This is a genomic window from Bradyrhizobium denitrificans (assembly GCF_013179005.1).
GTDB classification, from domain to species: domain Bacteria; phylum Pseudomonadota; class Alphaproteobacteria; order Rhizobiales; family Xanthobacteraceae; genus Bradyrhizobium; species Bradyrhizobium denitrificans.
This window is the reverse complement of the sequence record NZ_JABFDP010000026.1, coordinates 35,818-60,198: the sequence shown is the minus strand read 5'-3', so window position 1 is coordinate 60,198 and position 24,381 is coordinate 35,818. Positions and strand designations below refer to the sequence as shown.

Here is a 24,381-nt window from a genome sequence, read left to right as displayed (position 1 = left end):
GATTTTTAAACAATGCCTCGCCATCACCAGAGAGGAAGCACGGCTTCCGGAGGCTCGCAGCGCCAGCTGCGGGTGGCCGAGACGGTGCGCCACGCTGTCGCCGACATCCTCAGCCAAGGTAGTGCGCACGACCCGGACCTGGAGGGACACATCATCACGGTGCCCGAAGTCCGCATGTCGCCGGACCTCAAGCTCGCCACGATCTACATCATGCCGCTCGGCGGCCGGGACACCGAAATCGTGCTTGCGGCGCTGGAGCGCAACAAGAAGTTTCTGCGCGGCGAGATTGCGCACCGCATTAACCTGAAATTTGCACCTGACATCCGCTTCCGCGCCGATGAGCGATTCGACGAAGCGGAACGGATCGAGAAATTATTGCGAACACCCGCGGTGCAAAGAGACCTCAATTCGGATTCGGAAGAGAGCTGATGACCATTCCCCCCGAAACCGGCACTGTCGATACGACCCACGCCGATACGACCGCCGTCAACGTCAAAAAACATCACGCGGCTGACGCACGTCCGCGCGACAATAATGACCCGCGCAACAAGCCGCGCCAGCACGGCAACCAGCCGCGCCGTGACCGGCGCGACATCCATGGCTGGGTCGTTCTCGACAAGCCCATCGGCATGACCTCGACCCAGGCCGTTGCGGTCGCCAAGCGGCTGTTTCAGGCCAAGCGCGCCGGCCATGCCGGCACGCTCGATCCGCTCGCCTCGGGAGGCCTGCCGATCGCGCTGGGCGAAGCCACCAAGACCGTCCCCTTCGTGATGGATGGCCGCAAGCGCTATCGCTTCACCGTGACCTGGGGTGAGGAACGCGATACCGACGACACCGAGGGCCGCGTCGTCCAGACCAGCACAAGCCGGCCGGATGTCGCGGCGATTCGGGCGCTGCTGCCGCAATTCACCGGCCGGATCGAGCAGACCCCGCCGCGCTATTCCGCGATCAAGATCCAGGGCGAGCGCGCCTACGATCTCGCCCGCGACGGCGAGGTCGTCGAACTCCAGCCCCGTCCGGTCGAAATCCACGAACTGACCCTCGTCGACCAGCCCGATGCCGACCATTCGGTATTCGAGGCGGAATGCGGCAAGGGAACCTATGTCCGGGCGCTGGCCCGCGACATGGGCCGGCTGCTCGGCTGTTACGGCCATATCAGCGCGCTCCGGCGCACCCTGGTCGGTCCGTTTACCGAGAACGACATGATTCCGCTGGAACAGCTGGAGGCTTTGTGCAATAGAGCCGCGTCCGGTGAGGGAAGCCTCGCCGACGCACTGCTGCCCGTTGAGACCGCGCTGGACGACATCCCGGCACTGGCCGTCACTCGGGCTGATGCGGCAAGGCTCCACAGGGGTCAAGCCGTTTTGTTGCGCGGACGGGATGCGCCCCAGAGTAGCGGCACAGTCTATGTCACGGTCGCAGGCCGCCTTTTGGCGCTTGCCGAAATTGGCAATGGCGAACTCATCCCCAAGCGCGTGTTCAACCTGACCGGACTGACTGCCAGCTCCGGTCGCAACGAAAGAGACTGACGATGTCGGTGACCGCAGAGCGCAAGGCGGAAATCATCAAGGCGAATGCCACCAAGGCCGGTGACACCGGTTCTCCCGAGGTGCAGGTTGCGATCCTGTCGGAACGCATCAACAACCTGACCAGCCATTTCAAGACCCACGGCAAGGATAATCACTCCCGCCGCGGCCTCCTGAAGCTGGTCTCGACCCGCCGTTCGCTGCTCGACTATCTGAAGAAGAACGACGAGGCGCGCTACAAGGCGCTGCTCGAGAAGCACAACATCCGTCGTTGAGCTTCGACCTGGAATGAACGCGCGCGATCCTGCGCGCGTTGATGGCATGATCCTGAGAACGCCGCACCTGTCGCGGCGTTCGCGAATCCGGGATCATGCGGTCTGGCCGGACCTGGAAAGAAGCGGATACGCTCTTCAACTGGTCCCACCCAGACCGTGCAGTACGCCTCAGCAGCAATCCGGCCGCTGGGCGTGACGGGCAAGGTGCCCGTTACCTACGAGAAGGATGGCCGCCATCCGAAATAAGAAAACCATGGCAGGATCGCAGGGTGCTGATCGCTTTCCAGCGCCCTGCAATCTTGCGCATGGTTTTTTTGTTTCTGGGCGGCCTGCCTTCGATCATCTCATGAAAGAAGACACGCATGTTTACCAAGCATTCCGTCGAGATCGACTGGGGTGGACGTCCGCTCAAGCTTGAAACCGGCAAGATCGCCCGCCAGGCCGACGGCGCCGTCGTCGCCACCTATGGCGAGACCGTCGTGCTCGCCACCGTCGTGGCCGCCAAGTCGCCGCGCGAAGGCGTCGACTTCCTGCCGCTGACCGTCGACTATCAGGAAAAGGCCTATGCGGCCGGTCGCATCCCCGGCGGCTATTTCAAGCGTGAAGGCCGTCCGACCGAGAAGGAGACGCTGGTCTCCCGCCTGATCGACCGCCCGATCCGTCCGCTGTTCGTCGACGCCTGGCGCAACGAGACCCAGGTGATCGTGACCACCCTGTCGCACGACATGGAGAACGATCCGGACATCCTGGCGATGGTCGCAGCCTCCGCAGCGCTGACCCTGTCGGGCGTGCCGTTCAAGGGCCCGATCGGCGCCGCGCGCGTCGGCTTCGCCAATGACGAATACATCCTCAATCCGACCCTCGACGAGATGACCGACACCCAGCTCGATCTGGTCGTCGCCGGCACCTCGGACGCGGTGCTGATGGTGGAATCGGAGGCCAAGGAGCTCAACGAGGACATCATGCTCGGCGCGGTGATGTTCGGTCACCGTCACTTCCAGCCGGTGATCAACGCGATCATCGAGCTCGCCGAGAAGGCCGCCAAGGAGCCGCGCGACGTCGCGATCATCGACAACAGCGCGATCGAGAAGGAAATGCTGGGCATCGCCGAGCAGGACCTGCGCAAGGCCTATGCGATCCCGGTCAAGCAGGAGCGCTACGCCGCCGTCGCCGCGGTCAAAGAAAAGGTGATGTCCTACTTCTTCCCGGAAGGGCAGGAGCCGAAATACGAGAAGCTGCGCGTTGCCGACGTGTTCAAGGAGCTGGAAGCGAAGATCGTTCGCTGGAACATCCTGGACACCGGCCGCCGCATCGACGGCCGCGACGTCAAGACCGTCCGCAACATCGTGTGCGAGGTCGGCGTGCTGCCGCGCGCGCACGGCTCGGCGCTGTTCACCCGCGGCGAGACCCAGGCGCTGGTCGTGACCACGCTCGGCACCGGCGAGGACGAGCAGTATATCGACGCGCTGTCGGGAACGTACAAAGAGACGTTCCTGCTGCACTACAACTTCCCTCCCTATTCGGTCGGTGAGACCGGTCGTCTCGGTGGCACCAAGCGCCGCGAGATCGGCCATGGCAAGCTGGCCTGGCGCGCGATCCACCCGGTGCTGCCGCCGCATCACGAGTTCCCCTACACCACCCGCGTGGTGTCGGAGGTGACCGAGTCCAACGGCTCGTCGTCGATGGCCACCGTTTGCGGCTCGTCGCTGGCGCTGATGGATGCCGGCGTGCCGCTGAAGCGGCCGACCGCCGGCATCGCGATGGGTCTGATCCTGGAAGGCAGCCGCTACGCGGTTCTGTCGGACATCCTAGGCGACGAGGATCATCTCGGCGACATGGACTTCAAGGTCGCGGGCACCGAGAGCGGCATCACCTCGCTGCAGATGGACATCAAGATCGAGGGCATCACCGAGGAGATCATGCGGGTTGCGCTGGGCCAGGCCCGCGAAGGCCGCATCCATATCCTGGGTGAAATGTCCAAGGCGCTGACCGCTGCGCGCGCCGAGCTCGGCGAATACGCGCCGCGCATCGAAACCTTCAAGATCCCGACCGACAAGATCCGCGAAGTGATCGGCACCGGCGGCAAGGTGATCCGCGAGATCGTCGAGAAGACCGGCGCCAAGGTCAACATCGAGGACGACGGCACCGTCAAGGTCGCCTCGAGCGATGGCGAGGCGATGAAGGCCGCCATCAAGTGGATCAAGTCGATCGCCTCCGATCCGGAGATCGGCCAGATCTATGACGGCACCGTCGTCAAGGTGATGGAGTTCGGCGCCTTCGTGAACTTCTTCGGCACCCGCGACGGCCTCGTCCATATCTCGCAGCTCGCCGACAAGCGCGTGCAGAAGACCACCGACGTCGTCAAGGAAGGCGACAAGGTCAAGGTCAAGCTGCTCGGCTTCGACGATCGCGGCAAGACCCGCCTGTCGATGAAGGCGGTCGACCAGACCACCGGCGAAGACCTTGAAGCCAAGCAGAAGGCCGAAGGCGGCGCCGAGGCACCGCGTGAGGCCGCTGGCGAGTAAAGCCGGCAGGGCATCGCAGGAGATACGAAGGGCGGCTTTCGGGCCGCCCTTTTTTGTGATCGATTGCCGGCTGGTCCGCGTCATTGCGCGCGTCAGCGCAGCAATCCAGGGCTGCGCGAGGATCCTGGATTGCATCGTCGGTTCGCTCCTCGCAATGACGGGTGAGAGGGCTTACGTCAGCTTCAGAGCTCATCAGAGGTTACAGCCATGGACCACCAGCCGGTCATCCGCCCTGCCCGCGCTGACGAATACAACGCCGTCGCCAGGCTCTGGATGGCGAGCTGGTGCTCGACCGGGCTGGATGTCCCGAGCGAGAAGCTGCTCGCTGCTCTCCAGGAACGGGTGCCACGCGAAGTCCACAATGGCTGGAGTCTCTACGTGGCCGATGACGGCGGCCAGCTTGTGGCGATGCTCGCGATCAACATCCCGCAGCTCTATCTCGACCAGCTGATGATCGCGCCGTCGCATCAGGGCCGCTCGCTCGGCCGCCGCCTGCTCGCCTTCACGCGTGAGCTGCTGCCCGACGAAGTCTGGCTGCGCTGCGCCGAAGGCAATGCGAAAGCCTGGCGCTGGTACGAGCGCGAAGGCTTCGTGCTGGAGAAGGCGGAAGCCGATCCAGTCCATGGCCGCATCATGAAATATTATCGTTGGAAGCGGGGCCGTCAGGCGGCGGCGCCCTGATCACAGAGCGTGCAGGCATCGAATATTGCGCGCGCCGATGGGAAAGCATTGCGTCCGCGTTCGCAAGCGATCAAAGTTCGGGTTCCCGACATCTGCGCCATTCCCGAAATACACCATGCCCGTGCCGCTCTTGCTGATCCGCCGCCTTGCGCCCATCGCCTTCGCCGCCGCTTTCACGACCGCGGCTTGGGCCCAGGCTCCCTCGACGCCGGCATCGCCGGCGAAGGCCCCGCCCGCAGCCAAGAAGGCGGCCAAAGCCAAGTCGGCCGCGAAACCGAGCGCCGTCGAGAGCGGTCCGTGCCGGCTCGGCGTCATTTCGGCGCTCGGCGACCAGCTCGCGGTCAGCAAGTTTGGTCTGACAGTGTTCGAAACCGAAGAGGACGACGTCACCTTGCCGGGCTGGGGACTGGACGACCTCGCAGTGGCGCGCGTGCGTGCAGCCACGGGCGGCGACCCGACTGTCCACAGGATCAGCTATCCGACGGGCGCGTTCGAACCCTACTACCACCCGACATCGCGCTTCCTGCCCGATCCGAAGGAGGGCCTGAGCTCGATCGTGCGCAATGTCACCACGAATGCGAACTGCGCCCGCTATCTCGTGGTCACGAAGTTCGAGACGACCATTCCCAACACCACCCTGAGGCTCAGAGGCATCGGCGCCTATAATCAGGGTCTCGGATCACTCCTCCGGCACTCGCATCTGTTTGCGAATGTCAACATCACGCTGATCGACGGCCAGTCCTACGAGAAAATCGGCTCGTTCTCAGCCGACACAGGCGCCAGGCTTGCCGAGACCATGAGGCTCACCGAAGATCCTCTCAACAAGCTCGACAATGCAGACTTTCCCGAGCCGCTGGCGGCCGCGGCCAAGAGCGCTATCCTGCGTGAGCGACTGCGCACCTTGGTCGCCGCGAAGCTCGATCGCGACCTGCCGAGCTACCTGAAGATCGAGTGATGCAGGCGCCCATGTCTGACGGCGCGCCCCACCCGTTTGCCCTCTCCCGCTGCAACGAGCTCTCCCTGTGACCTTCTTTCGCCGATCAGTGCCGCTGCTCATCGCCATGCTCTGGTCCTGCACCAATGCCCTGGCACAATCGTCGCCGGCACCACCGAATGCCAGACCTACGCCAAAGGCCGCGGCCAGCCCTGCCAAGGGCGGCAAGTCAGCAACGAACTTCCGCGACAGCGGCCCGTGCGATACCGGCGTGATCGCCGCCCTCGGCGACAGCTTCACGGTGCAGAAGAACGGCCTGACGCGGCTGGGCGACGACTATGCCGAAGTGCCGGTGTCCTGGGGCTTCGACGATCTCGTCTTCGCGCGGGTGAAGGCCGCCGCGGGGGACGCCGGGGTCCACCGCATTGCCGTTCCGAAGGGCACGTTCGATTCGTACTATCAATCCCCGCCGATCAGAGCCGAGAACGGCACGCTCACGGCCATCGTCAGGAAGCTGGCCGGAACGGCGCGCTGCGCGAGCTATCTGGTTGTCACGCGCCGCACCGACAGCGAGCCGTCCACCAATGACGAGGTCACGGGAATCGGCGTCATCAACCGCGGCGAGGGCCTCGGACGATACACGCATGTTTTCACCATGATGGATATCCGGCTCTACGACGGCACGACGTTCGAGACGCGCGAGCCTGCGACGAGCTCGAAATCGTTCCTCTCCCGCCTGACGTCCGGCGTCGGACCGCCGTCACGCGCAGGCGATGTCGACAACGCCAATTTTCCGGCGTCCCCGCCCGACGCGGCCAACAACACCGTGCTGCGCGACATGGCACGCTCGATGCTCAAATTCCGGCTCGATCAGCGACTGCCGGCCTATTTCGGACACGAGTGAGACGGGGACGCGCTGCGCGCCGTGATATCGACTGGGCATCGCCAGCGCCAGACACGACTGCTGAACGAGGCCGAAATGGCGGCGCGCAGCCGACGATCCGCCTATGCCGCCAGAGCGAGGCGACTACTCGCCCTTGAGATCCTCCGGGCGCGGCATCGAGATCACGTTGTAGCCGGAATCCACGTAGTGGATCTCGCCGGTGACGCCACCCGAGAGCTCGGAGAGCAGATAAAGCGCGGAGCCGCCGAGCTCCTCCAGGGTCACGCCGCGGCCGAGCGGCGAATGCTTCTGCTGGAACGCGAACATGAAACGGGCGTCGCCGATGCCGGAGCCAGCCAGCGTGCGCACAGGTCCTGCCGAGATCGCGTTGACGCGGATGCTGCGGCGACCGTAATCGGCGGCGAGATAGCGCACCGAAGCTTCGAGCGCGGCCTTGGCCACGCCCATGACGTTGTAGTTCGGCATCACGCGGTTGGAGCCGTCGAAGGTCAGCGTGATCATGCTGCCGCCGCTCTCCGGCATCAGGTCGGCGGCGCGCTTGGCGATCTCGGTGAAGGAGAAACAGGAGATCAGCATCGTGCGCGAGAAGTTCTCTCGCGATGTGTCGGCATAGCGGCCCTTCAGCTCGTTCTTGTCGGAGAAGGCCACGGCGTGGACGATGAAGTCGAGCCCGCCCCAGGCCTCGCGCAGCGCCGCGAAGACGCCGTCGACGCTGGCAATGTCTTCCACGTCACAGGACAGCACATGCTTGACGCCGAGCTCCGCGGCCAGTGGCCGCACGCGCTTGCCGAGGGCGTCGCCCTGATAGGTAAAGGCCATTTCGGCGCCATGCGCGGCCAGCGTCTTGGCAATGCCCCAGGCGATCGAATGGTCGTTGGCGATGCCCATGACCAGACCGCGCTTGCCCGCCATTAGACCCTGCATGATGTCTCTCCTTCGTCATGCCGGGACCGGCCCAGCCAAGATGATCGTCAGGCTTCAAATACACCGATAGCCGGACATCGGTGCGAAATCGTTCGCGCTGTTGTCCGGCTTCACGCCGAGGAACACAGGACTATCGGAATTTTAGGCGTCGACGTGCTTGAAGACCAGCGTCGCGTTGGTGCCGCCGAAGCCGAACGAGTTCGACAACACGGTGCCGAGCTTGGCGTTGTCGATGCGCTTGCGCACGATCGGCATGTCGGCGAACATGGGATCGAGCTCGGTGATGTGCGCGCTCTCGCAGATGAAGCCGTTCTTCATCATCAAGAGCGAATAGATCGCCTCATGCACGCCGGTGGCGCCGAGCGAGTGACCGGTCAGCGCCTTGGTCGCCGCGATCGGCGGGCACTTCTCGCCGGATCCGAACACCTTGCGGATCGCCTCGATCTCCGGCGGGTCACCGGCCGGCGTCGAGGTCGCGTGCGGATTGATGTAGTCGACCTTGGTGCGCACCGTGGACAGCGCCATCTGCATGCAGCGCTCGGCGCCCTCGCCCGACGGCGCGACCATGTCGTAGCCGTCGGAGGTCGCGCCATAGCCGACGATCTCGCCATAGATCTTGGCGCCGCGCGCCTTGGCGTGCTCGAGCTCCTCGAGCACGAGGACACCGGCTCCTCCGGCGATCACGAAACCGTCGCGCGTTACGTCATAGGGACGCGATGCGGTCGCGGGCGTGTCATTGTGCTTCGACGACATCGCACCCATCGCATCGAACAGCACCGACAGCGTCCAGTCGAGTTCCTCGCAGCCGCCGGCGAACATCATGTCCTGCTTGCCGTACTGGATCATCTCGTAGGCGTTGCCGATGCAATGATTGGAGGTCGCGCAGGCCGACGAGATCGAGTAGTTGACGCCCTTGATCTTGAACCAGGTCGCAAGCGTCGCGGAGGCCGTCGACGACATGCATTTCGGCACGGCAAAGGGGCCGACCCGCTTCGGTCCCTTGGTGCGGGTGATGTCGGCGGCTTCGACCTGCGTGCGCGTCGACGGGCCGCCGGAGCCCATGATGATGCCGGTGCGCACGTTGGAGACGTCGCTGGGCTCCAGCCCGGCATCCAGGATCGCCTGCTCCATCGCGACGTGATTCCACGCCGCCCCCTCGCCGAGGAAGCGCATCGCGCGACGGTCGACGACATCGGCCGGATTCAGCGTCGGTGCACCTTGCACCTGCGAACGGAAACCGAGTTCGGCATATTTCTCAGCACGGGAGATGCCCGACTTCGCCTCATACAGGCTCGCCAGCACCTCCTGGGTGTTGTTGCCGATCGATGAGACGATGCCCATGCCCGTGATGACAACCCGCCTCATGATGTCCGCCTCGCCTTGCTCATGTGTCTCGTTGCAGTCGCGCCTGCTGCACTGTCGGTGATCGCAGCCCGCGGGTTCAAGATGGCGTGGCGCCCTGCTTGAACAGGCCGACCTTCAGGTCCTTGGCGCGATAGATAATCTCGCCATCCATCGAAAGCCACCCGTCGGCGATGCCGAGCACCAGCTTTGAGCGCATCACGCGCTTGATGTCGACATTGTACACGACCTTGCGGGCGGTCGGCAGGACCTGGCCGGAGAACTTCAGATCGCCGAGCCCAAGTGCCCGGCCACGGCCTTCGCCGCCGCTCCAGCCGAGGAAGAAGCCGACCATCTGCCACATGGCATCGAGGCCCAGACAGCCAGGCATCACCGGATCATTCTTGAAGTGGCAGGCAAAGAACCAGAGATCCGGTTTGACATCGAGTTCGGCGCGCACGACGCCCTTACCGAACTCGCCGCCGGTCTCGGTGATCTCGACAATGCGATCGAACATCAGCATCGGCGGCAGCGGCAGCTGCGCATTGCCAGGGCCGAACAATTCCCCTCGGCCGCAGGCGAGCAGATCCTCATATTCGTAAACGCTGCGCCGATCCGGCATGCTTGATGGCCCTTCTCAACGATCCCTGGGTGGAAATTTTGCCGCGCGACATGGATCCCTCCCGCGCGTCGCCCCGTTCGCGCCACCCTGGCTGCTCAGCCATCGCATCGGGACGAGGGCTGGGCCATCGCGCCAGACGAAGATGACCGCTGTCAGCGGGCCGGCGGACCGACATATGTATCCGCGAATGCGGCCACCAGAGCCCGCCACGCTCGCCAGCGCAGGCAAATCGGGTCCGGGCGCTCTCTAACATAGGGGTTTGCGGCGTCAATGCGGGTGTCCCGCTAAATCGCTGCAGAATCCCGGTCCGCAACCGGGCCGGGCGCCAGACGCAGTTTAGGGGCGTTCTAGATCGGTCAGTTGCGATAAGCTTGCATCTGACCGACTTCGTCCCTATATCAGTTGTGGATGAGAGCGAATTCTGTGGTGCTTGAAGTGGATGCGAGCAACAACGCCTCGATGAGTGGCCATGACCGGGGTACCCCGGAAGGTCTTGGGAGCGGACGTCAGCCGGCTCTTAACGGCTGTCCGTGGCACGACGTCAACGAGATGCTGCAGGCGGCCGGGCTACGCCCGACGCGCCAGCGCATGGCGCTGGGCTGGCTGCTGTTCGGCAAGGGTGCGCGGCACCTGACGGCCGAAATGCTCTACGAGGAAGCGACCCTGGCGAAGGTGCCGGTCTCGCTCGCCACGGTCTATAATACGCTGAACCAGCTGACGGACGCAGGACTGCTGCGCCAGGTCAGCGTTGACGGCACCAAGACCTATTTCGATACCAACGTCACCGCCCATCACCATTTCTACCTCGAGAACAACCACGAGCTGGTCGATATTCCGGATCAGCATCTCGCGCTGTCGAAGCTGCCCGAGGCTCCGGACGGCTACGAGATCGCCCGGATCGACATGGTGGTCCGGCTGCGCAAAAAGCGCTGAGCAGACCGGTCCGGAGCGCAGCGTTTCGCTATGCCCGCCTTGATGGCGGGCATTTTGTTGTCTGCACAGCAGCGGAATTGCGTCACGCGGCATGCAACACGCCGGACCGGCCTGTGGCGGGCGTCAGTTCACCTGCTCGTCGGCGTAGACGCCCCATAGCCGCTGCTGCTCGATCCAGCCGTCGAAGCCGTTGCCGAGCACGCGGCACCAGCCATTGCTGCACTTCTTGACCTGGGCGATGACGCCGGCCTGCAGTCGTGCCGTCACCGCGCCGGACGCGCTCGGGCTGTCATAGACCGCGGCCAGATCATCCTTGTTCTTCATGGTCACGACGGCCGTGCGGCGGCCGGACAGCAGGGAATGATACACCCAGCCTTCCGAGCCTTCTGAATCGCGCACGCGCCGCCAGTTCTCATATTCGGCGGTGATTTCGACCGGCAGGCCGGACCGCGTGTAGACCCAGGCCACGTCATTGTCCTTGGTCGGACCCGCGCGGACATTCACATGATCCGATTTCAGACTGACATAACGCGGCACAGGCAGGCCGCTGGTGGAGAGAGTCACATCCTTTGCCGCAGCGCCGCTGCCGACTGCCCCGTCAAACAGACAGAGCATGAGCACCGCGACCATCCCGAAACGCCCCAACGCCATCGAACTCAACTCACTCTCCCTCGCAAGGATCGCCGCGCGCCGATCTGGTCGCCTGCAATCCCTCGCCCGATCCCCATCGAACCGCTCGGCTGCCCCCCTTCGTGCACAGAGAGGGCTTGCCGCAGCGCAGGTCCCGGCCTGCCGTTGGCTTCTTGTCTTGGCCCGGCCTTCTGCTAGACAGGACCGAACACAAGCGGCCAGGAAGCGCCTGAGAATCGCTCGCGAAACCCTGTCAGGGACGGATCGGCCCACCTGCGAGATCCGACACGACCAGTCCAGGGAAACGCCGTTCTCAGACGACGACGGTAGTTTCGGCGAACCCGGTTAATGAGGTCTGAAGGATCTCATGAGAGCAGCACATGTCAGCTAGGAAAAAGCCCCTCGTCGTCGTGACACGCAAGCTGCCGGACTCGGTCGAGACGCGCATGCGCGAACTGTTCGACGCGCGGCTCAATCTCGACGACGAGCCGATGAGCCAGGACCAGCTCGCCGACGCGGTGCGCACGGCCGAGGTGCTGGTTCCGACCGTCACCGACCACATCAGCGCTGACATTCTGAATCAGCCCGATTGCAAGCTGCGGATGATCGCCAATTTCGGCAATGGCGTCGACAATATCGACGTCGCGGCGGCCGTCGCGCGCGGCATCACCGTCACCAATACGCCGAAGGTCCTGACCGAGGACACCGCCGACATGACGATGGCGCTGATCCTCGCCGTGCCGCGCCGGCTGATCGAGGGCGCCTCGATCCTCACCGAAGGCAAGAACTGGGCAGGCTGGTCGCCGACCTGGATGCTCGGCCATCGCATCGGCGGAAAAAGGCTCGGCATCATCGGCATGGGCCGCATCGGCCAAGCGGTGGCCCGGCGCGCCCGCGCCTTCGGCCTGCAGATCCACTATCACAACCGCCGCCCTGTCGCGCCCGTCATCGCCGACGAGCTCGGCGCCACCTATTGGGAAAGCCTCGACCAGATGCTGGCCCGGATGGACATCATCTCGGTGAACTGCCCGCACACGCCGGCGACGTTCCACCTGCTGTCGGCGCGCCGGCTGAAGCTGATCCGCAAGGATGCTTACATCGTCAACACCGCGCGCGGCGAGGTGATCGACGAGGAGACGATGACGCGGCTGATCGAGGCCGGCGATATCGCGGGTGCAGGCCTCGACGTGTTCGAGCACGAGCCGGCGGTCAATCCGCGGCTCGTGCGGCTCGCCAAATCCGGCAAGGTGACCTTGCTGCCGCATATGGGCTCGGCCACCATCGAAGGCCGCGTCGAAATGGGCGAGAAGGTCATCATCAACATCAAGACCTTCCTCGACAACCACCGCCCGCCGGACCGCGTGCTGCCGAGCATGCTGTAGGCCCGTTGGCCGGCCACACAATCGGTGTCGTTCCTGCGAACGCAGGAACCCATGCCGCGTGATCTCTGAACAGGCACGCGCGGCGCGTTCCGAGCACCTGATTGAAAGCACGGAGTGGGTCCCCCAGATCAGCGCCCGGCGACGCATTGCGTCGGCGGGCTTGTCCAGGACGACAGCGGAGTGTGAGGTGCGCGCCTGTCGGCTCGGCAGGCACTTACTTCCGATGCGCACTCAGATCCGCGATGACAGGTCCATCGCCATTCAGCGGATTGGCCGGATCTCGCTTATAACGCAGCGTCTCGAACCGCATGGTGCGCGCATCGAGCATCAAGAGACGGCCGACGAGACCCTCACCGAACCCGACGATCTCGCGGATCGCCTCCAGCGCCATCATTGAGCCCAGCATGCCGGCGAGCGCGCCCATGACGCCGGCCTCGGCGCAGGCCGGCACCGTGCCGGGCGGCGGCGGCTCCGGAAACAGGCAGCGATAGGTCGGATTGAACTCGCCGTTCTCGTTGCGCTCATGCGCGCGGATCGTCGTCAGCGAGGCATCGAAGGTGCCGAGCGCGCCTGATATCAGCGGCCTTTCGGCCAGGAAGCAGGCATCGGAGGCGAGATAGCGGGTGTCGAAATTGTCGGAGCCGTCGAGCACGAGATCATAGCCGCCGATCAGCGCGAGCGCATTGTCGGCGTTGAGCCAGGTCCGGTGCGCGATGACCGAGACATGCGGGTTCAGCGCGGTGATGCGTTCCGCGGCACTCTCGACCTTGGGCCGACCGATATCGGGCGTCGTGTGAATCACCTGCCGCTGCAGGTTCGACAGTGACACCACGTCGTCATCGACGATACCGATGGTGCCGACACCGGCAGCTGCGAGATACATCAGGGCCGGCGCGCCGAGTCCGCCCGCGCCGATCACCAGCACCGACGCGCGCTTCAGTGCCGCCTGTCCGGGCCCCCCGACATCGCGCAGCACGATATGACGGGCGTAGCGCTCCAATTCCTCGTCGCTCAGCATCTCTGCACAACGTCCTTTCGCTGCCGCATCGCCGTCGGCCGTGATGGAGATCGCGGATCCCCACACTGAACCCTCGCCGGATTGTGACCGACCAAGCAGATGTGCTTATTTATGTCAGCGGCAAGAGCAGCGGGATTTGTCATGAGACGGCTGGCCACGGCAACCTTCATCTGCGCGGGCGCGATCAGCGCATGCGGACCGGCCCTGGCACAGGCGACACCCGCGCCGGCGGCGCAGGGCGTGCTGCCGGGCGCCAAGCCCAAGCCCGTCGCGACCCAGCCGGTCCGGCCCGGCGTACAGGCGCCGGCCGACACCGCCAATGCAATGGGACAGGCCGAACGGCTTGCGCTGCAATCCGATCTCGCCTGGGTCGGCCAGTACAACGGCGCCATCACCGGCGACGTCAGCGAGCGCATGGTCAACGCGATCAAGGAGTATCAGAAGCTCAAGGGCGGCAAGCCGACCGGCGTGCTCAATCCGCAGGAGCGCGCCGTGCTTGCCGACACCGCCCGCCGCAAGCAGGAGAGCGTCGGCTGGAAGCTCGTGACCGAACCGGTCAGCGGCGCGCGCCTGGGCATTCCCACCAGGCTGGTGCCGCAGCAGAGCAGCGACGGCACCGGCTCGAAATGGAGTTCGCCCACCGGCACCGTGCAGGTCGTGCTGTCACGCCGCAAGGAGGCCAGCCCGACCAGTGCGGCGCTGGCCGACCGCGAGAAGAAGGAGCCCGGCCGCACCGTCGACTACAGCGTCGTCAAGCCTGACTTCTTCGTGCTCTCCGGCCTGCAGAACCTGAAGAAATTTTACATCCGCGGCACCTTCAAGGGCGACGAGGTCCGCATCCTGACCATCCTCTACGACCAGGCCACCGAGAACACCGTCGAGCCGGTCGTGATCGCGATGTCGAGCGCCTTCACCCCGTTCCCGGCGACGCAAGCCGCTGCGCCGGCACCGCGGCGGAGCGTCGACTACGGCACCGGAATCATCGCGACCCAGGACGGCGCCATCATCACCGATCGCGAGGTCAGCGATGGCTGCGTGGCGCTCACCATCCCGGGGTTCGGCCATGCCGAGCGCGTGGCCGAGGACAAGGAACGCGGGCTGGCGCTGCTGCGGATCTACGGCGCGCGCGGCCTGAAACCGCTGGCGCTGTCGGGCGGCAGCGCCAGATCATCCATCGACATCGTCGGCATCGCCGATCCGCAGAGCCAGGGCGGCGGCGCTGCGATCAGCACCGTGAAGGCGCAACTCGCCGGCGTTGGCAGCGGCGATGCCGCGCTCGCGCCGGCGCCGGGCCTCGGCTTCTCCGGCGGCGCCGCATTGGATGGCGACGGCCGTTTCGCCGGCATCACGCTGCTGAAGCCCGGCCTGCTCGCCGGCACGGCCATGATCCCGGCGACGCAGGCCGTAATGGTCAGCGCGGAGGCGACGCGCGCCTTTCTGAAGGCGCACGGGGTCACGCCTGACGGCACGTCGCTCGACGCCAAGGCCGCCACTGTGCGGGTCATCTGCGTGCGCAAATAGCGCCATCGTCCAAGCGCGGAGCGGCGACGATGTCAGAGCACGACCACGACGCCCTGCGCCGCGCCTTGCAGCGCAACGCCAGCCTGACGGCCACGAACCTCTCGGAGTTCAGCTTCGATGACGACACGCCCGACTCGGCGCAATTCATGAACTGCAGCGCCGATTCCACCCGCTTTGTCGGCGGTGGACTCGCACTGTCACGATGGACGACGACCCGGTTCAGCCGCTGCGAATTCGCGAACGTGAATTTCTCGGGCGCCCGGTTCGAGGAATGCCGCTTCTTCGACGCCGAACGCGCCCAGGGCTGCACGTTCCGCTTCTGCGACCTTCGCGGCGCGGTCTTTCGCAACTGTGACCTGATGCTCACGACCTTCAATGCCTGCGAGCTATGGGACGTCACGTTTTCCGATTGCCGGATGTCCGGCGTGATGTTCGAGAAGCCGGCCTTTGCCTTTTCGTCGGCGCGCACCAGGTCGAAGAAGCCGGTGCGGCTGGCGGGCACGTTCGAGCGCTGCCGGATGGACAATGCGGTGCTGCGCGAAACCGACCTGTCCTCGCTCCGGATTCTCGACTGCGATCTCTCCGGCGCGGAGCTGCAGGGCACCTCGCTGGTCAACGCCTCGCTGCGCGGCAGCGATCTCAGCCATGCGGCCTTGCGTCTGGCCGACCTCTCGGGAGCCGACCTGCGCGGCGCCGACCTCACGGGTTTCGACCTGCAGGACATCAAGAGCGTCTCGGGCCTGCAGATCTCGGCGAGCCAGCAGCATCATCTGCTGCGCAGTCTCGACATCGACGTTTTCGCCGATGAGGCGTGACGCGTCGCCGCTGCGCTGCGGTGCGTTGACCGCGGCGTTTACGCAAAATTAAGCATGACATTTTAGAAAAAATTAAGGGCCCGACGGCGGCCGGCGAGGATCTGACGTGCAGGATCGCGACTGCACGGGAGGATACTCGACGATGCCGAACCCTTGCCCGCGGCACGCAGCCGCTGACTTCCTAGCACCTTGCTATCAACTCGGAACGGCTCCCGCCGTAGTCAACCGGTCTGTGCAAGCCCAGGCCGCGCGTGAAATAGTTCGAACAGTTTTGTCGGCGTGCTGATTCGGACCACCGCGATCCCTCGTTCTCCGTCGGATCGGGCCGGGACTGTCCTGAGCGAGAATAGCTCTGCACCGCGTTTCCGCGATGCGCTCAGCTTTGGCGTTCTCATTGGTTCCGTCAACATCCGAAGGACTGTCTCCCGATGTACACGATCGTTTTGGCCACGCAGAAGGGCGGCAGCGGCAAGAGCACGCTGGCTATTGGTCTGGCCGTGGCTGCGCAGCAGGCTGGCCATAGAGTGCGCGTGATCGAGACCGATCGCCAGGGCACGCTGTCGAAATGGCAGGCGCGCCGCACGACGGGCGAGCCGATCGTCGAAGCCGTTTATGACGCGAAGATGATCGAGACTCGCCTCGATGCGCTCGCCCGCGACGGCGTGACTGTCTGCGTGATCGATACCGGAGCGGGCATCACTGCGTCGACCACTGCGGCGATCCGTTATTGCGATCTCTGCCTGATCCCTGCGCGCCCGAGCGTCGCTGACATCGAGGCCACCGCGCCGACGCTCAGCGTCGTCAGAGCCTGGCGCAAGCCGTTCGCCTTCGTGCTCAACCAGGCCCCGATCCGCGGCGGCCACCGCATCACCGATGCGACCACGGCGCTCGATGCCGACGCGCCGCGCGACATTGCCGAGGTGCTGGCGCAACCCTTCATCATGATGCGCAACGACCACCAGGATGCGCTCGCCGCCGGCCTCGGCGTCAGCGAGTTCGATCCGAGCGGCAAGTCCGCGCAGGAGATCAAGAGCCTGTGGCGCTGGACCGCCGGCAAGCTCGCCGGCGACCACGTCATGCATGAGGCAGGCGAGTTGAAGGAGGCGAGCGAGCACGCCGAGGTCGAATTCCCGATCCTGCTGACGCCGCCGGCCGAAGAACCCAAGCTGCCGGTGACCCGGGTCTATCCCACCTGGGCCGACAATGGCATCAACTGGAAAGCCGGACTGTAGGCAGCGCTCCCGGCGCTACGCCGCGCTACGCACACGCAAATCATTCGCCGCTTATCCGGCCGCTCGCCAAACGAGCGGCCGGATATTTTGCGCGTCCTCATCCGCAAACGCGATCGGATGATACGACCCACGTCACACAACTATCAACTTTGCGTGGCGCGGCCTGCCGCCGTCTGACATTTACATCCGTCACACAAGTGTCATAGTTGCTGCGGGACGTAAAAGCTTGCGATTCGAGCCATCCCATTCGAGTCGATCCGCTCACAGGCGAGCGATCAGCGGCAATCCTGCCGACGGTTCGAATGGTGCTTCCGTTGCGGGGGTCTGCAACCGGCTTTTGCGGACCAGCGGGGGATCGCATGATGCGCACGATCGTATTGGCCACGCAGAAGGGCGGCAGCGGCAAGAGTACGCTCGCAATGGGATTGGCCGTGGCCGCACAACAGGCCGGCGAAATTGTTCGCCTGATCGAGACCGATCCGCAGGGCACCTTGTCGTATTGGCAGAGCTGCCGCGGACTGGCCGAACCCCTCGTCGAACCCATTCAACAGCCTGCTGATATCGCTCGCCGCCTCGATGCGTTCGCGCGCGGCGGCGTCACGCTCGCCGTCATCGACACGTCGAGCGGCATCAATGAACTGACCCGCGCCGCGATCGAGCAGGCCGATCTGTGCCTGGTGCCGGCGCGCCCCTGTGTCGCGGACATCATTGCATCGGCGCCGACCGTGAAGATCATCCGGGCCAGCCACCGGCGATTCGCCTTTGTGCTCAACCAGGCGCCGCATCGTGGCCCGCGCGCCAGCGAAGCGGCGAACGCGCTGTGTCACAACGATCGCGATCTCGCCGATGTCGTCGCCAAACCACTGGTCACCTTGCGCAACGATCACCAGGATGCGCTGGCTGCCGGATTGGGAGTCACCGAATTCCATGCCAGTGGAAAATCGGCCAGCGAGATCCGGCTGCTGTGGCAGTGGGTCGAGACGCGACTGATCGAAGGTGACGAGTCGCGTATGCGGCTCTCGCCACGGACCGAGCGGCATTCCCTGCGGACCAACGCCGTCGCGACCTCGGCGAACGAGGCGAGTTCATCCTGGGACGCCGGTCTATAGCAGTCCGGCGTCACCGCGGACCGACGGCGATCCCGCCTCCCGCATCTCCAGCGCCTTGATGCGCGCGTCCGCACGACGCAGCCGGCGGCATAGCTCGCGATTGATATTCTGCATCACGATCACATAAGCGTGGATGTCGGCCTTGTAGAATGCATAGAGCTCTCGCGCTGTGAGCTCGTACAGCACGGTCGGCGTTTCCGCGACCACCGTGGCCGACCTGTTCTGCATTTCCAGCAAGGTCATCTCACCGAAGAAGTCGCCGGGCGTGAGGCTCGACATCCTGATGACGCCGCCGGTGTCCAGGCGCTCGCTGACGCCCAGCGTCCCGCTGTGCACGACGAACATCGCGCGTCCCGGCTCGCCCTCAGCGACGATAGTATCTCCGCTCGCAAACCGGCGCTCGACCAGCCGCGCGACCAGCAGATCGAGGCTCGAATCCGACAGGCCGCCGAAGAACGGCGTGGCAAGCAGGAATGCCTTCAATTCGGGCGCGCTGACAGCCATGGCAGCAGTATACGCCGGCCCCCTGCCCCTACAAGCGCACCGCGGTCCGTTCAGGCACGCCAGCCGTCACCTCATCGCTGGCACTTCGGGCACCAGAAGGTCGAGCGGCCGTTCTGCACGAAGCGCTTCACCACGCCGCCGCAGCCGTCGGTCCGGCACGGTTCGCCCTCGCGGTCATAGACCTGGAACGAGTGCTGGAAATAGCCGAGCTCGCCGCTCGTCTGCCGGTGATCACGCAGCGATGAGCCGCCGGCGCGGATCGCCTCGTTGAGCACGGCGTGGATCGCCTCGACCAGCCGCCTGGCGTGATCGGTCGGCTCGCCCTTCCTGGTGGCGAGCGTCGCCGCCAGCCGCCGCGGCGACAGATGCGCGCGGAACAGCGCCTCGCAGACATAGATGTTGCCGAGCCCGGCGACGACGCGCTGGTCGAGCAGCGCCGCCTTCAGGCTCGTCTTCTTGCCGGCGCAAGCCGTTGCCAGCATCGCGGCGTCGAATTCATTGCCGAGCGGCTCCGGCCCGAGATCCTTCAGATGCGGCTCGCGCTCGATCTCGCCGCGGCCGATGATCTTCATGAAGCCGAACCGGCGCGGATCGTTGAACACGATGTCGGCCCCCGAGGACATGTGAAACACGACGTGGTCATGCACGCTGTCCTTGCCGCGCGGATAATGAAACTCGCCCGGCGTCTCCTCGTCGTCCTGCTTGATGACCCGGAACGATCCGGACATGCCGAGATGCATCAGCAGCACGTCGCCTGAGCTGAGGTCCGCCAGCAGATATTTGGCGCGGCGGCCGAGCCCCCTGACGGTCTGGCCCTGCAGGCGCTTCGCAAAATCGGGCTGGAACGGAAACCTCAGATCGCCGCGCCGCGCCTCGGCGGCGACGATCTTGGCCCCCTCCATGACCGGCTGCAGCCCGCGCCGGACGGTCTCGACTTCGGGCAGCTCAGGCATGCCGGTTCATTTCACCTTTTGCGTCCACGACCATTCACCTTGTCCAGCTGACGTGATAGCGCCTTGGCCGCAGCGGCGCTATGGTGCCGTATCGGAGTAAGGGTGATGGATCAGACGGACCAGACCACTCATTTCGGCTTCAGGGACGTGCCGCTGGGCGAGAAGCAGACGCTGGTGAACGATGTGTTTCACAGCGTAGCACAGCGCTATGACCTGATGAACGACCTGATGTCTGCAGGACTGCACCGCGTCTGGAAGGACATCATGATCAACACGCTGAACCCGCCGAAGAGCGCTGCGCCGTTCGCGCTGCTCGACGTCGCGGGCGGCACCGGCGACATCTCCTTCCGTGCCGCCAGGAAGGCTGGCGCAGGCTTCCATGCCACCGTCTGCGACATCAATGGCGACATGCTCGAGGTCGGCCGCCAGCGCGCGCTGAAGCAATATCTCGAGGACAAGGTCTCGTTCGTCGAGGGCAATGCCGAGAAGCTCGCCTTTCCCGACCGGTCCTTCGACGCCTATACGATCGCCTTCGGCATTCGCAACGTGCCGCAGATCGAGCTGGCGCTCGCCGAGGCCTATCGCGTGCTCAAGCATGGCGGCCGCTTTCTGTGCCTGGAATTCTCCACCGTCGAAGTGCCCGGGCTCGACAAGCTCTACGACCTGTTCTCCTTCAACGTGATCCCGCAGCTCGGCCGCGCCGTCACCGGCGATGCCGAGTCCTACCGCTATCTCGTCGAATCGATCCGCCAGTTTCCGCGTCCCAATGCCTTCGCCGAGATGATCTCGGCGGCGGGCTTCTCGCGCGTCTCCTGGCAGACCCTCTCCGGCGGCATCGTCGCGCTTCATTCCGGCTGGCGTTTGTGATCTCCGCACTGACCCATATCACGCGGCTCGCCCGGGCCGCCTTCGTGTTCGCGCGCGAGGGTGTGTTCGGTGCCGTCGACCCGAGCCTGGCGCCGCCGCCCGGCCAACTTGCGCTCAAGCTGGCGCGTCTTGTCGAACGTCCCGGCGCCAAGTCCGGGCCACGGCTGTCGCGCGCGCTGGAGCGGATGGGGCCGGCCTATCTCAAGCTCGGCCAGTTCCTGGCGACCCGGCCCGACGTCGTCGGCGTCGTCATGGCGCGCGATCTCGAATCCTTGCAGGACCGGCTGCCGCCGTTTCCGCAGGCCGAGGCCGAAGCCGTCATCGCGACCGCGCTGGAGCGGCCGATCAGCCAGGTGTTCGTCTCGCTCAGCGCCCCCGTAGCCGCCGCCTCGATCGCCCAGGTGCATCGCGGCGAGGTCGAGCGCGACGGCATCCGCCACGCCGTCGCCGTCAAGGTGCTTCGGCCGAACGTGGCCGCGCGGTTTCGCCGCGACCTCTCGGACTTCTTCTTCGTCGCCGAGAAGGCCGAGGCGCATTCGTCGGAAGCGCGCCGGCTGCGCCTCGTCGAGGTCATCAACACGATGTCGCGCTCGGTCGCGATGGAGATGGATCTGCGGCTCGAGGCCGCCGCGCTGTCGGAGATGGCCGAGAACACGCGCGACGATCCGGACTTCCGCGTGCCGACCGTCGACTGGGACCGCACCGCCAACAACGTCCTGACCATGGAGTGGATCGACGGCATCGCGCTGAACGACCACGCCCGCCTCGCCCAGGCCGACGTCGACCTGCCCGATATCGGCCGCAAGGTGATCCAGAGCTTCCTGCGCCACGCGCTGCGCGACGGCTTCTTCCATGCCGACATGCATCCGGGCAATCTGTTCCTCGACAAGGAGGGACGCCTGGTCGCGGTCGATTTCGGCATCATGGGCCGGCTCGGCATGAAGGAGCGGCGCTTCCTCGCCGAAATCCTGCTCGGCTTCATCACCCGCGACTATCGCCGCGTCGCCGAGGTGCATTTCGAGGCCGGCTACGTGCCGCCACATCATTCGGTGGAGAATTTCGCGCAGGCCATCCGCGCCATCGGCGAGCCGATCCACAACCGCACGGCCGAAGAGATTTCGATGGCCAAGCTGCTGACCCTGCTGCTCGAGGTCACCGGCCTGTTCGACATGCGCACCCGGCCCGAACTGATCCTGCTGCAGAAGACCATGGTGGTGGTCGAGGGTGTCGCGCGCGGCTTCGATCCCAAGCTCGACATCTGGAAGATCGCCGATCCCGTGGTGCGCGAATGGATCGAGCGCAATCTCGGCCCCATCGGCCGCATCGAGGGCGCCGTCACCGGCATCGGCGAGCTCGCCCGGCTGACCGCGACCTTGCCGGTGCTCGCCGCCCGCGCCGCCGCCGTGCTCGAGCACATGGAAACCATGACCCGCGACGGTCTGCGCCTGTCGCCCGAGACCATCGCCGCGATGGGCCGCACCGAAGGCAAGAAGAGCCGCTGGCGCGCCATCGCGCTGTGGGTCATCGCGCTGACCTTCATCGGTATCCTGTTCGCGGTGCTCCGGCTGTGACGCCCTGAGAGCCCAGCTCTCACCGCGAGCACGGCGCAGCTCTGCCCCTCACCCCGACCCTCTCCCCGCAAGAACGGGGAGAGGGAGCAGACCGCCTGCTCGGCCACAGCTCATCTCAGCTTCTCGAAATATGATTGCACTGCCTGCAAGTTTTGCTAGCATTGCTCTCATAACAACAATGCTGGGGAGGCGGTCATGGCCAGCCTGACCATCCGCAAGCTCGACGAGACGCTCAAGACCTATCTGCGGCTGCGCTCGGCGCAGAATGGCCGCTCCGTCGAGGAGGAAGTCCGGGTCATCCTGCGCGGGCTGATCGAGCCGGCAGACCCGTCCGAACCGCCGTCGGCGCCGCCCACGCCGGCCCCCCCGCCCGAGCCGATGGTGCCGCAGCCCGGCGTCGCACGCGAGGCCCGCGTCACCCTGATCATCGGCGGCGGCATCGCCGCGTACAAGTCGCTCGACCTGATCCGGCGGCTGAAGGAGCGCCACATCCAGGTCCGCTGCGTGCTGACCAAGGCGGCGACGCAATTCGTCACCGAGCTGGCCGCATCAGCGCTGTCGGGCGAGCGCGTTTTCACCGACCTGTTCGACGCACGCAGCGAGTTCGATGTCGGCCACATCCGGCTGGCGCGCGACTGCGACCTGATCGTGGTGGCGCCCGCGACCGCCGACCTGATGGCCAAGATGGCGCAGGGCTTGGCCTCCGACCTTGCGAGCGCCGTGCTGCTCGCGGCAACCCGGCCGATCCTGCTGGCGCCGGCGATGAACCCGATGATGTGGAGCAACCCGGCAACGCGCCGCAACGCCGCCACGCTGCAGCGCGACGGCATCCAGATGATCGGGCCGAATGCCGGGGAGATGGCGGAGAAGGGCGAGGCTGGCGTCGGCCGCATGGCCGAGCCGACCGAGATCGCCGACGCCGTGGTGGCGATGCTGAAGCCGCCGACGCCGCGCCCGCTGGCCGGCCGCCGGGTGCTGATCACGGCCGGGCCGACCCATGAGGCGATCGACCCGGTGCGCTACATCGCCAACCGTTCCTCCGGCAAGCAAGGCTTCGCGATCGCCGCGGCCGCCCAGGCGGCCGGCGCCGACGTGCGGCTGATCGCCGGTCCGGTCGAGCTGAGCGATCCCAAGGGGGTCCGGGTCACGCATGTCGAGTCGGCGCGGCAGATGCTCGACGCGGTCGAGGCCGAGCTGCCCGCCGATGTCGCGATCTTCGCCGCGGCGGTCGCCGACTGGCGCGTCGCCAATGAGGGCGACCAGAAGCTGAAGAAGACCGACACGGCGATCCCGCCGCTCACGCTGGTCGAGAACCCGGACATCCTCGCGACCATCTCCAATCTGAAGGAGAGGCGGCCGGGGCTGGTGATCGGCTTCGCCGCAGAGACCGAGCATCTGATCGACAACGCCAAGGCCAAATTCGCGCGCAAGGGCTGCGACTGGATCGTCGCCAACGACGTCTCGCCCGCGACCGGGGTGATGGGCGGCGACCGCAACACCGTGCATCTCTTGACGAAGGATACCGAGGGCGTCCATGTCGCGTCCTGGCCGATCATGACCAAGGACGAGGTCGCGACCGCTCTGGTCGCCGAGATCGCCCGAACGATAGGACCCGCCGCGTGACCGAGACGATTGCGATCGACGTTCAGATCCTGCCGCATGGCGAGGGCCTGCCGCTGCCGGCCTATCAGACCGCGCATGCCGCCGGCATGGATCTGCTCGCCGCGGTGGCCGCCGATGCGCCGCTGGTGCTCGACCCCGGCAGTCACGCGATGGTTCCGACCGGCTTGTCGCTCGCGCTGCCGGACGGCTACGAGGCGCAGGTGCGGCCCCGCTCCGGTCTGGCGGCGCGGCACGGCGTCACCGTGCTGAATGCACCCGGCACGGTCGACGCGGACTATCGCGGCGAGATCTGCGTGCTCTTGATCAATCACGGCAAGGAACCGTTTACGATCCGCCGCGGCGAACGCATCGCGCAGATGGTGATCACAACGGTGGCGCGCGCCGCGCTTTCGATCACCACGACATTGTCGGCGACGGCGCGCGGCAGCGGAGGCTTCGGTTCGACGGGCCGTTGAAACACGGACCGCCACCATTTGGACTCGAAAGCGCCG

The 24,381-nt window shown here is 65.6% G+C and carries 24 protein-coding genes; 17 read left to right on the top strand and 7 right to left on the bottom strand.

Annotated elements, in window-relative coordinates; translation table 11 throughout:
* Nucleotides 1-12: 12 nt before the first annotated feature.
* The 7 genes from rbfA (at nucleotide 13) to HL671_RS27310 (ending at nucleotide 6,845) form a co-directional block, all read left to right on the top strand.
* Nucleotides 13-429 (top strand): 30S ribosome-binding factor RbfA, encoded by a 417-nt coding sequence (gene rbfA / locus HL671_RS27340; protein WP_172240488.1) that lies wholly within the window; start codon nucleotides 13-15, stop codon nucleotides 427-429.
* Nucleotides 429-1,529, top strand: coding sequence for a tRNA pseudouridine(55) synthase TruB (gene truB, locus HL671_RS27335; RefSeq protein ID WP_011942586.1), 1,101 nt, complete (start codon nucleotides 429-431; stop codon nucleotides 1,527-1,529). Before rbfA ends, truB begins: the two co-directional genes overlap by 1 nt.
* Before the next feature lie 2 nt (nucleotides 1,530-1,531).
* Complete coding sequence (gene rpsO, locus HL671_RS27330; RefSeq protein ID WP_009025947.1) at nucleotides 1,532-1,801, top strand: 30S ribosomal protein S15; 270 nt, start codon at nucleotides 1,532-1,534, stop codon at nucleotides 1,799-1,801.
* A gap of 362 nt (nucleotides 1,802-2,163) precedes the next feature.
* Complete coding sequence (gene pnp / locus HL671_RS27325; protein ID WP_172240485.1) at nucleotides 2,164-4,326, top strand: polyribonucleotide nucleotidyltransferase; 2,163 nt, start codon at nucleotides 2,164-2,166, stop codon at nucleotides 4,324-4,326.
* A 207-nt stretch (nucleotides 4,327-4,533) separates the two neighbouring features.
* Nucleotides 4,534-5,007 (top strand): GNAT family N-acetyltransferase, encoded by a 474-nt coding sequence (locus tag HL671_RS27320; RefSeq protein ID WP_172240482.1) that lies wholly within the window; start codon nucleotides 4,534-4,536, stop codon nucleotides 5,005-5,007.
* Between the two features lie 115 nt (nucleotides 5,008-5,122).
* On the top strand, nucleotides 5,123-5,962 hold the full coding sequence (locus HL671_RS27315; protein ID WP_172240479.1) for a hypothetical protein: 840 nt from the start codon (nucleotides 5,123-5,125) through the stop codon (nucleotides 5,960-5,962).
* Between the two features lie 67 nt (nucleotides 5,963-6,029).
* Nucleotides 6,030-6,845 (top strand): hypothetical protein, encoded by an 816-nt coding sequence (locus HL671_RS27310; RefSeq protein WP_172240476.1) that lies wholly within the window; start codon nucleotides 6,030-6,032, stop codon nucleotides 6,843-6,845.
* Between the two features lie 123 nt (nucleotides 6,846-6,968).
* Here HL671_RS27310 and fabI read toward each other — a convergent pair whose 3' ends face one another.
* The 3 genes from fabI to fabA all read right to left on the bottom strand — a co-directional run bounded on the left by fabI (nucleotide 6,969) and on the right by fabA (nucleotide 9,732).
* Nucleotides 6,969-7,769, bottom strand: coding sequence for an enoyl-ACP reductase FabI (gene fabI / locus HL671_RS27305; RefSeq protein ID WP_172240473.1), 801 nt, complete (start codon nucleotides 7,767-7,769; stop codon nucleotides 6,969-6,971).
* Between the two features lie 141 nt (nucleotides 7,770-7,910).
* Nucleotides 7,911-9,134 carry a beta-ketoacyl-ACP synthase I gene (gene fabB / locus HL671_RS27300; RefSeq protein WP_041750237.1) on the bottom strand — a complete coding sequence of 408 codons (1,224 nt, stop codon included), beginning with the start codon at nucleotides 9,132-9,134 and terminating at the stop codon, nucleotides 7,911-7,913.
* Between the two features lie 76 nt (nucleotides 9,135-9,210).
* The gene (fabA, locus tag HL671_RS27295) at nucleotides 9,211-9,732 is read right to left on the bottom strand and encodes a 3-hydroxyacyl-[acyl-carrier-protein] dehydratase FabA (RefSeq protein WP_011942594.1); all 522 of its coding nucleotides are present in this window, start codon (nucleotides 9,730-9,732) and stop codon (nucleotides 9,211-9,213) included.
* A gap of 459 nt (nucleotides 9,733-10,191) precedes the next feature.
* Between fabA and irrA the strand changes: the two genes are divergently transcribed.
* A complete protein-coding gene (gene irrA, locus HL671_RS27290; protein WP_083780749.1) occupies nucleotides 10,192-10,665 on the top strand; it encodes an iron response transcriptional regulator IrrA in 474 nt (157 codons plus the stop codon).
* 123 nt (nucleotides 10,666-10,788) lie between these two features.
* Here irrA and HL671_RS27285 read toward each other — a convergent pair whose 3' ends face one another.
* The gene (locus tag HL671_RS27285; protein ID WP_172240571.1) at nucleotides 10,789-11,316 is read right to left on the bottom strand and encodes an SH3 domain-containing protein; all 528 of its coding nucleotides are present in this window, start codon (nucleotides 11,314-11,316) and stop codon (nucleotides 10,789-10,791) included.
* Nucleotides 11,317-11,675: 359 nt separating this feature from the next.
* Between HL671_RS27285 and HL671_RS27280 the strand changes: the two genes are divergently transcribed.
* Nucleotides 11,676-12,677 (top strand): 2-hydroxyacid dehydrogenase, encoded by a 1,002-nt coding sequence (locus HL671_RS27280; RefSeq protein WP_011942597.1) that lies wholly within the window; start codon nucleotides 11,676-11,678, stop codon nucleotides 12,675-12,677.
* A gap of 214 nt (nucleotides 12,678-12,891) precedes the next feature.
* Here HL671_RS27280 and HL671_RS27275 read toward each other — a convergent pair whose 3' ends face one another.
* Nucleotides 12,892-13,695 (bottom strand): HesA/MoeB/ThiF family protein, encoded by an 804-nt coding sequence (locus tag HL671_RS27275; protein ID WP_011942598.1) that lies wholly within the window; start codon nucleotides 13,693-13,695, stop codon nucleotides 12,892-12,894.
* 141 nt (nucleotides 13,696-13,836) lie between these two features.
* Here HL671_RS27275 and HL671_RS27270 point away from each other — a divergent pair, with 141 nt between their 5' ends.
* The 4 genes from HL671_RS27270 to HL671_RS27255 all read left to right on the top strand — a co-directional run bounded on the left by HL671_RS27270 (nucleotide 13,837) and on the right by HL671_RS27255 (nucleotide 18,372).
* Nucleotides 13,837-15,216 carry a serine protease gene (locus tag HL671_RS27270; RefSeq protein ID WP_172240470.1) on the top strand — a complete coding sequence of 460 codons (1,380 nt, stop codon included), beginning with the start codon at nucleotides 13,837-13,839 and terminating at the stop codon, nucleotides 15,214-15,216.
* Between the two features lie 29 nt (nucleotides 15,217-15,245).
* Nucleotides 15,246-16,031 (top strand): pentapeptide repeat-containing protein, encoded by a 786-nt coding sequence (locus HL671_RS27265; protein ID WP_172240467.1) that lies wholly within the window; start codon nucleotides 15,246-15,248, stop codon nucleotides 16,029-16,031.
* Nucleotides 16,032-16,459: 428 nt separating this feature from the next.
* Entirely contained in the window at nucleotides 16,460-17,263 is an 804-nt protein-coding gene (locus tag HL671_RS27260; protein WP_011942601.1) for a ParA family protein, read from the top strand.
* Nucleotides 17,264-17,625: 362 nt separating this feature from the next.
* Entirely contained in the window at nucleotides 17,626-18,372 is a 747-nt protein-coding gene (locus HL671_RS27255; protein ID WP_246579635.1) for a nucleotide-binding protein, read from the top strand.
* Here the strand turns inward: HL671_RS27255 and HL671_RS27250 are convergent.
* On the bottom strand, nucleotides 18,367-18,876 hold the full coding sequence (locus HL671_RS27250) for a Crp/Fnr family transcriptional regulator (protein WP_172240461.1): 510 nt from the start codon (nucleotides 18,874-18,876) through the stop codon (nucleotides 18,367-18,369). The genes HL671_RS27255 and HL671_RS27250 overlap by 6 nt on opposite strands.
* A 71-nt stretch (nucleotides 18,877-18,947) precedes the next feature.
* Nucleotides 18,948-19,829 carry a bifunctional DNA-formamidopyrimidine glycosylase/DNA-(apurinic or apyrimidinic site) lyase gene (gene mutM, locus HL671_RS27245; protein WP_011942604.1) on the bottom strand — a complete coding sequence of 294 codons (882 nt, stop codon included), beginning with the start codon at nucleotides 19,827-19,829 and terminating at the stop codon, nucleotides 18,948-18,950.
* Nucleotides 19,830-19,934: 105 nt separating this feature from the next.
* Here mutM and ubiE point away from each other — a divergent pair, with 105 nt between their 5' ends.
* From ubiE to dut, 4 genes are all read left to right on the top strand, one after another.
* Nucleotides 19,935-20,696, top strand: coding sequence for a bifunctional demethylmenaquinone methyltransferase/2-methoxy-6-polyprenyl-1,4-benzoquinol methylase UbiE (gene ubiE, locus HL671_RS27240; protein ID WP_172240458.1), 762 nt, complete (start codon nucleotides 19,935-19,937; stop codon nucleotides 20,694-20,696).
* On the top strand, nucleotides 20,693-22,267 hold the full coding sequence (ubiB, locus tag HL671_RS27235; RefSeq protein WP_011942606.1) for a 2-polyprenylphenol 6-hydroxylase: 1,575 nt from the start codon (nucleotides 20,693-20,695) through the stop codon (nucleotides 22,265-22,267). The genes ubiE and ubiB overlap by 4 nt, the downstream gene beginning before the upstream one ends.
* Before the next feature lie 195 nt (nucleotides 22,268-22,462).
* Nucleotides 22,463-23,890, top strand: a complete 1,428-nt coding sequence (gene coaBC, locus HL671_RS27230) for a bifunctional phosphopantothenoylcysteine decarboxylase/phosphopantothenate--cysteine ligase CoaBC (RefSeq protein WP_172240455.1) — start codon at nucleotides 22,463-22,465, stop codon at nucleotides 23,888-23,890.
* Nucleotides 23,887-24,345 (top strand): dUTP diphosphatase, encoded by a 459-nt coding sequence (gene dut, locus HL671_RS27225; RefSeq protein WP_172240452.1) that lies wholly within the window; start codon nucleotides 23,887-23,889, stop codon nucleotides 24,343-24,345. Before coaBC ends, dut begins: the two co-directional genes overlap by 4 nt.
* The last annotated feature ends 36 nt before the right edge of the window (nucleotides 24,346-24,381 follow it).

Bases quoted from the DNA above. Each gene is read 5' to 3' on its own strand.
- rbfA (WP_172240488.1), top strand. From the start codon at position 13: ATGCCTCGCCATCACCAGAGAGGAAGCACGGCTTCCGGAGGCTCGCAG.
- truB (WP_011942586.1), top strand. From the start codon at position 429: ATGACCATTCCCCCCGAAACCGGCACTGTCGATACGACCCACGCCGAT.
- rpsO (WP_009025947.1), top strand. From the start codon at position 1,532: ATGTCGGTGACCGCAGAGCGCAAGGCGGAAATCATCAAGGCGAATGCC.
- pnp (WP_172240485.1), top strand. From the start codon at position 2,164: ATGTTTACCAAGCATTCCGTCGAGATCGACTGGGGTGGACGTCCGCTC.
- HL671_RS27320 (WP_172240482.1), top strand. From the start codon at position 4,534: ATGGACCACCAGCCGGTCATCCGCCCTGCCCGCGCTGACGAATACAAC.
- HL671_RS27315 (WP_172240479.1), top strand. From the start codon at position 5,123: ATGCCCGTGCCGCTCTTGCTGATCCGCCGCCTTGCGCCCATCGCCTTC.
- fabI (WP_172240473.1), bottom strand. From the start codon at position 7,769: ATGCAGGGTCTAATGGCGGGCAAGCGCGGTCTGGTCATGGGCATCGCC.
- fabB (WP_041750237.1), bottom strand. From the start codon at position 9,134: ATGAGGCGGGTTGTCATCACGGGCATGGGCATCGTCTCATCGATCGGC.
- fabA (WP_011942594.1), bottom strand. From the start codon at position 9,732: ATGCCGGATCGGCGCAGCGTTTACGAATATGAGGATCTGCTCGCCTGC.
- irrA (WP_083780749.1), top strand. From the start codon at position 10,192: ATGAGTGGCCATGACCGGGGTACCCCGGAAGGTCTTGGGAGCGGACGT.
- HL671_RS27285 (WP_172240571.1), bottom strand. From the start codon at position 11,316: ATGGCGTTGGGGCGTTTCGGGATGGTCGCGGTGCTCATGCTCTGTCTG.
- HL671_RS27280 (WP_011942597.1), top strand. From the start codon at position 11,676: ATGTCAGCTAGGAAAAAGCCCCTCGTCGTCGTGACACGCAAGCTGCCG.
- HL671_RS27275 (WP_011942598.1), bottom strand. From the start codon at position 13,695: ATGCTGAGCGACGAGGAATTGGAGCGCTACGCCCGTCATATCGTGCTG.
- HL671_RS27270 (WP_172240470.1), top strand. From the start codon at position 13,837: ATGAGACGGCTGGCCACGGCAACCTTCATCTGCGCGGGCGCGATCAGC.
- HL671_RS27265 (WP_172240467.1), top strand. From the start codon at position 15,246: ATGTCAGAGCACGACCACGACGCCCTGCGCCGCGCCTTGCAGCGCAAC.
- HL671_RS27260 (WP_011942601.1), top strand. From the start codon at position 16,460: ATGTACACGATCGTTTTGGCCACGCAGAAGGGCGGCAGCGGCAAGAGC.
- HL671_RS27255 (WP_246579635.1), top strand. From the start codon at position 17,626: ATGCGCACGATCGTATTGGCCACGCAGAAGGGCGGCAGCGGCAAGAGT.
- HL671_RS27250 (WP_172240461.1), bottom strand. From the start codon at position 18,876: ATGGCTGTCAGCGCGCCCGAATTGAAGGCATTCCTGCTTGCCACGCCG.
- mutM (WP_011942604.1), bottom strand. From the start codon at position 19,829: ATGCCTGAGCTGCCCGAAGTCGAGACCGTCCGGCGCGGGCTGCAGCCG.
- ubiE (WP_172240458.1), top strand. From the start codon at position 19,935: ATGGATCAGACGGACCAGACCACTCATTTCGGCTTCAGGGACGTGCCG.
- coaBC (WP_172240455.1), top strand. From the start codon at position 22,463: ATGGCCAGCCTGACCATCCGCAAGCTCGACGAGACGCTCAAGACCTAT.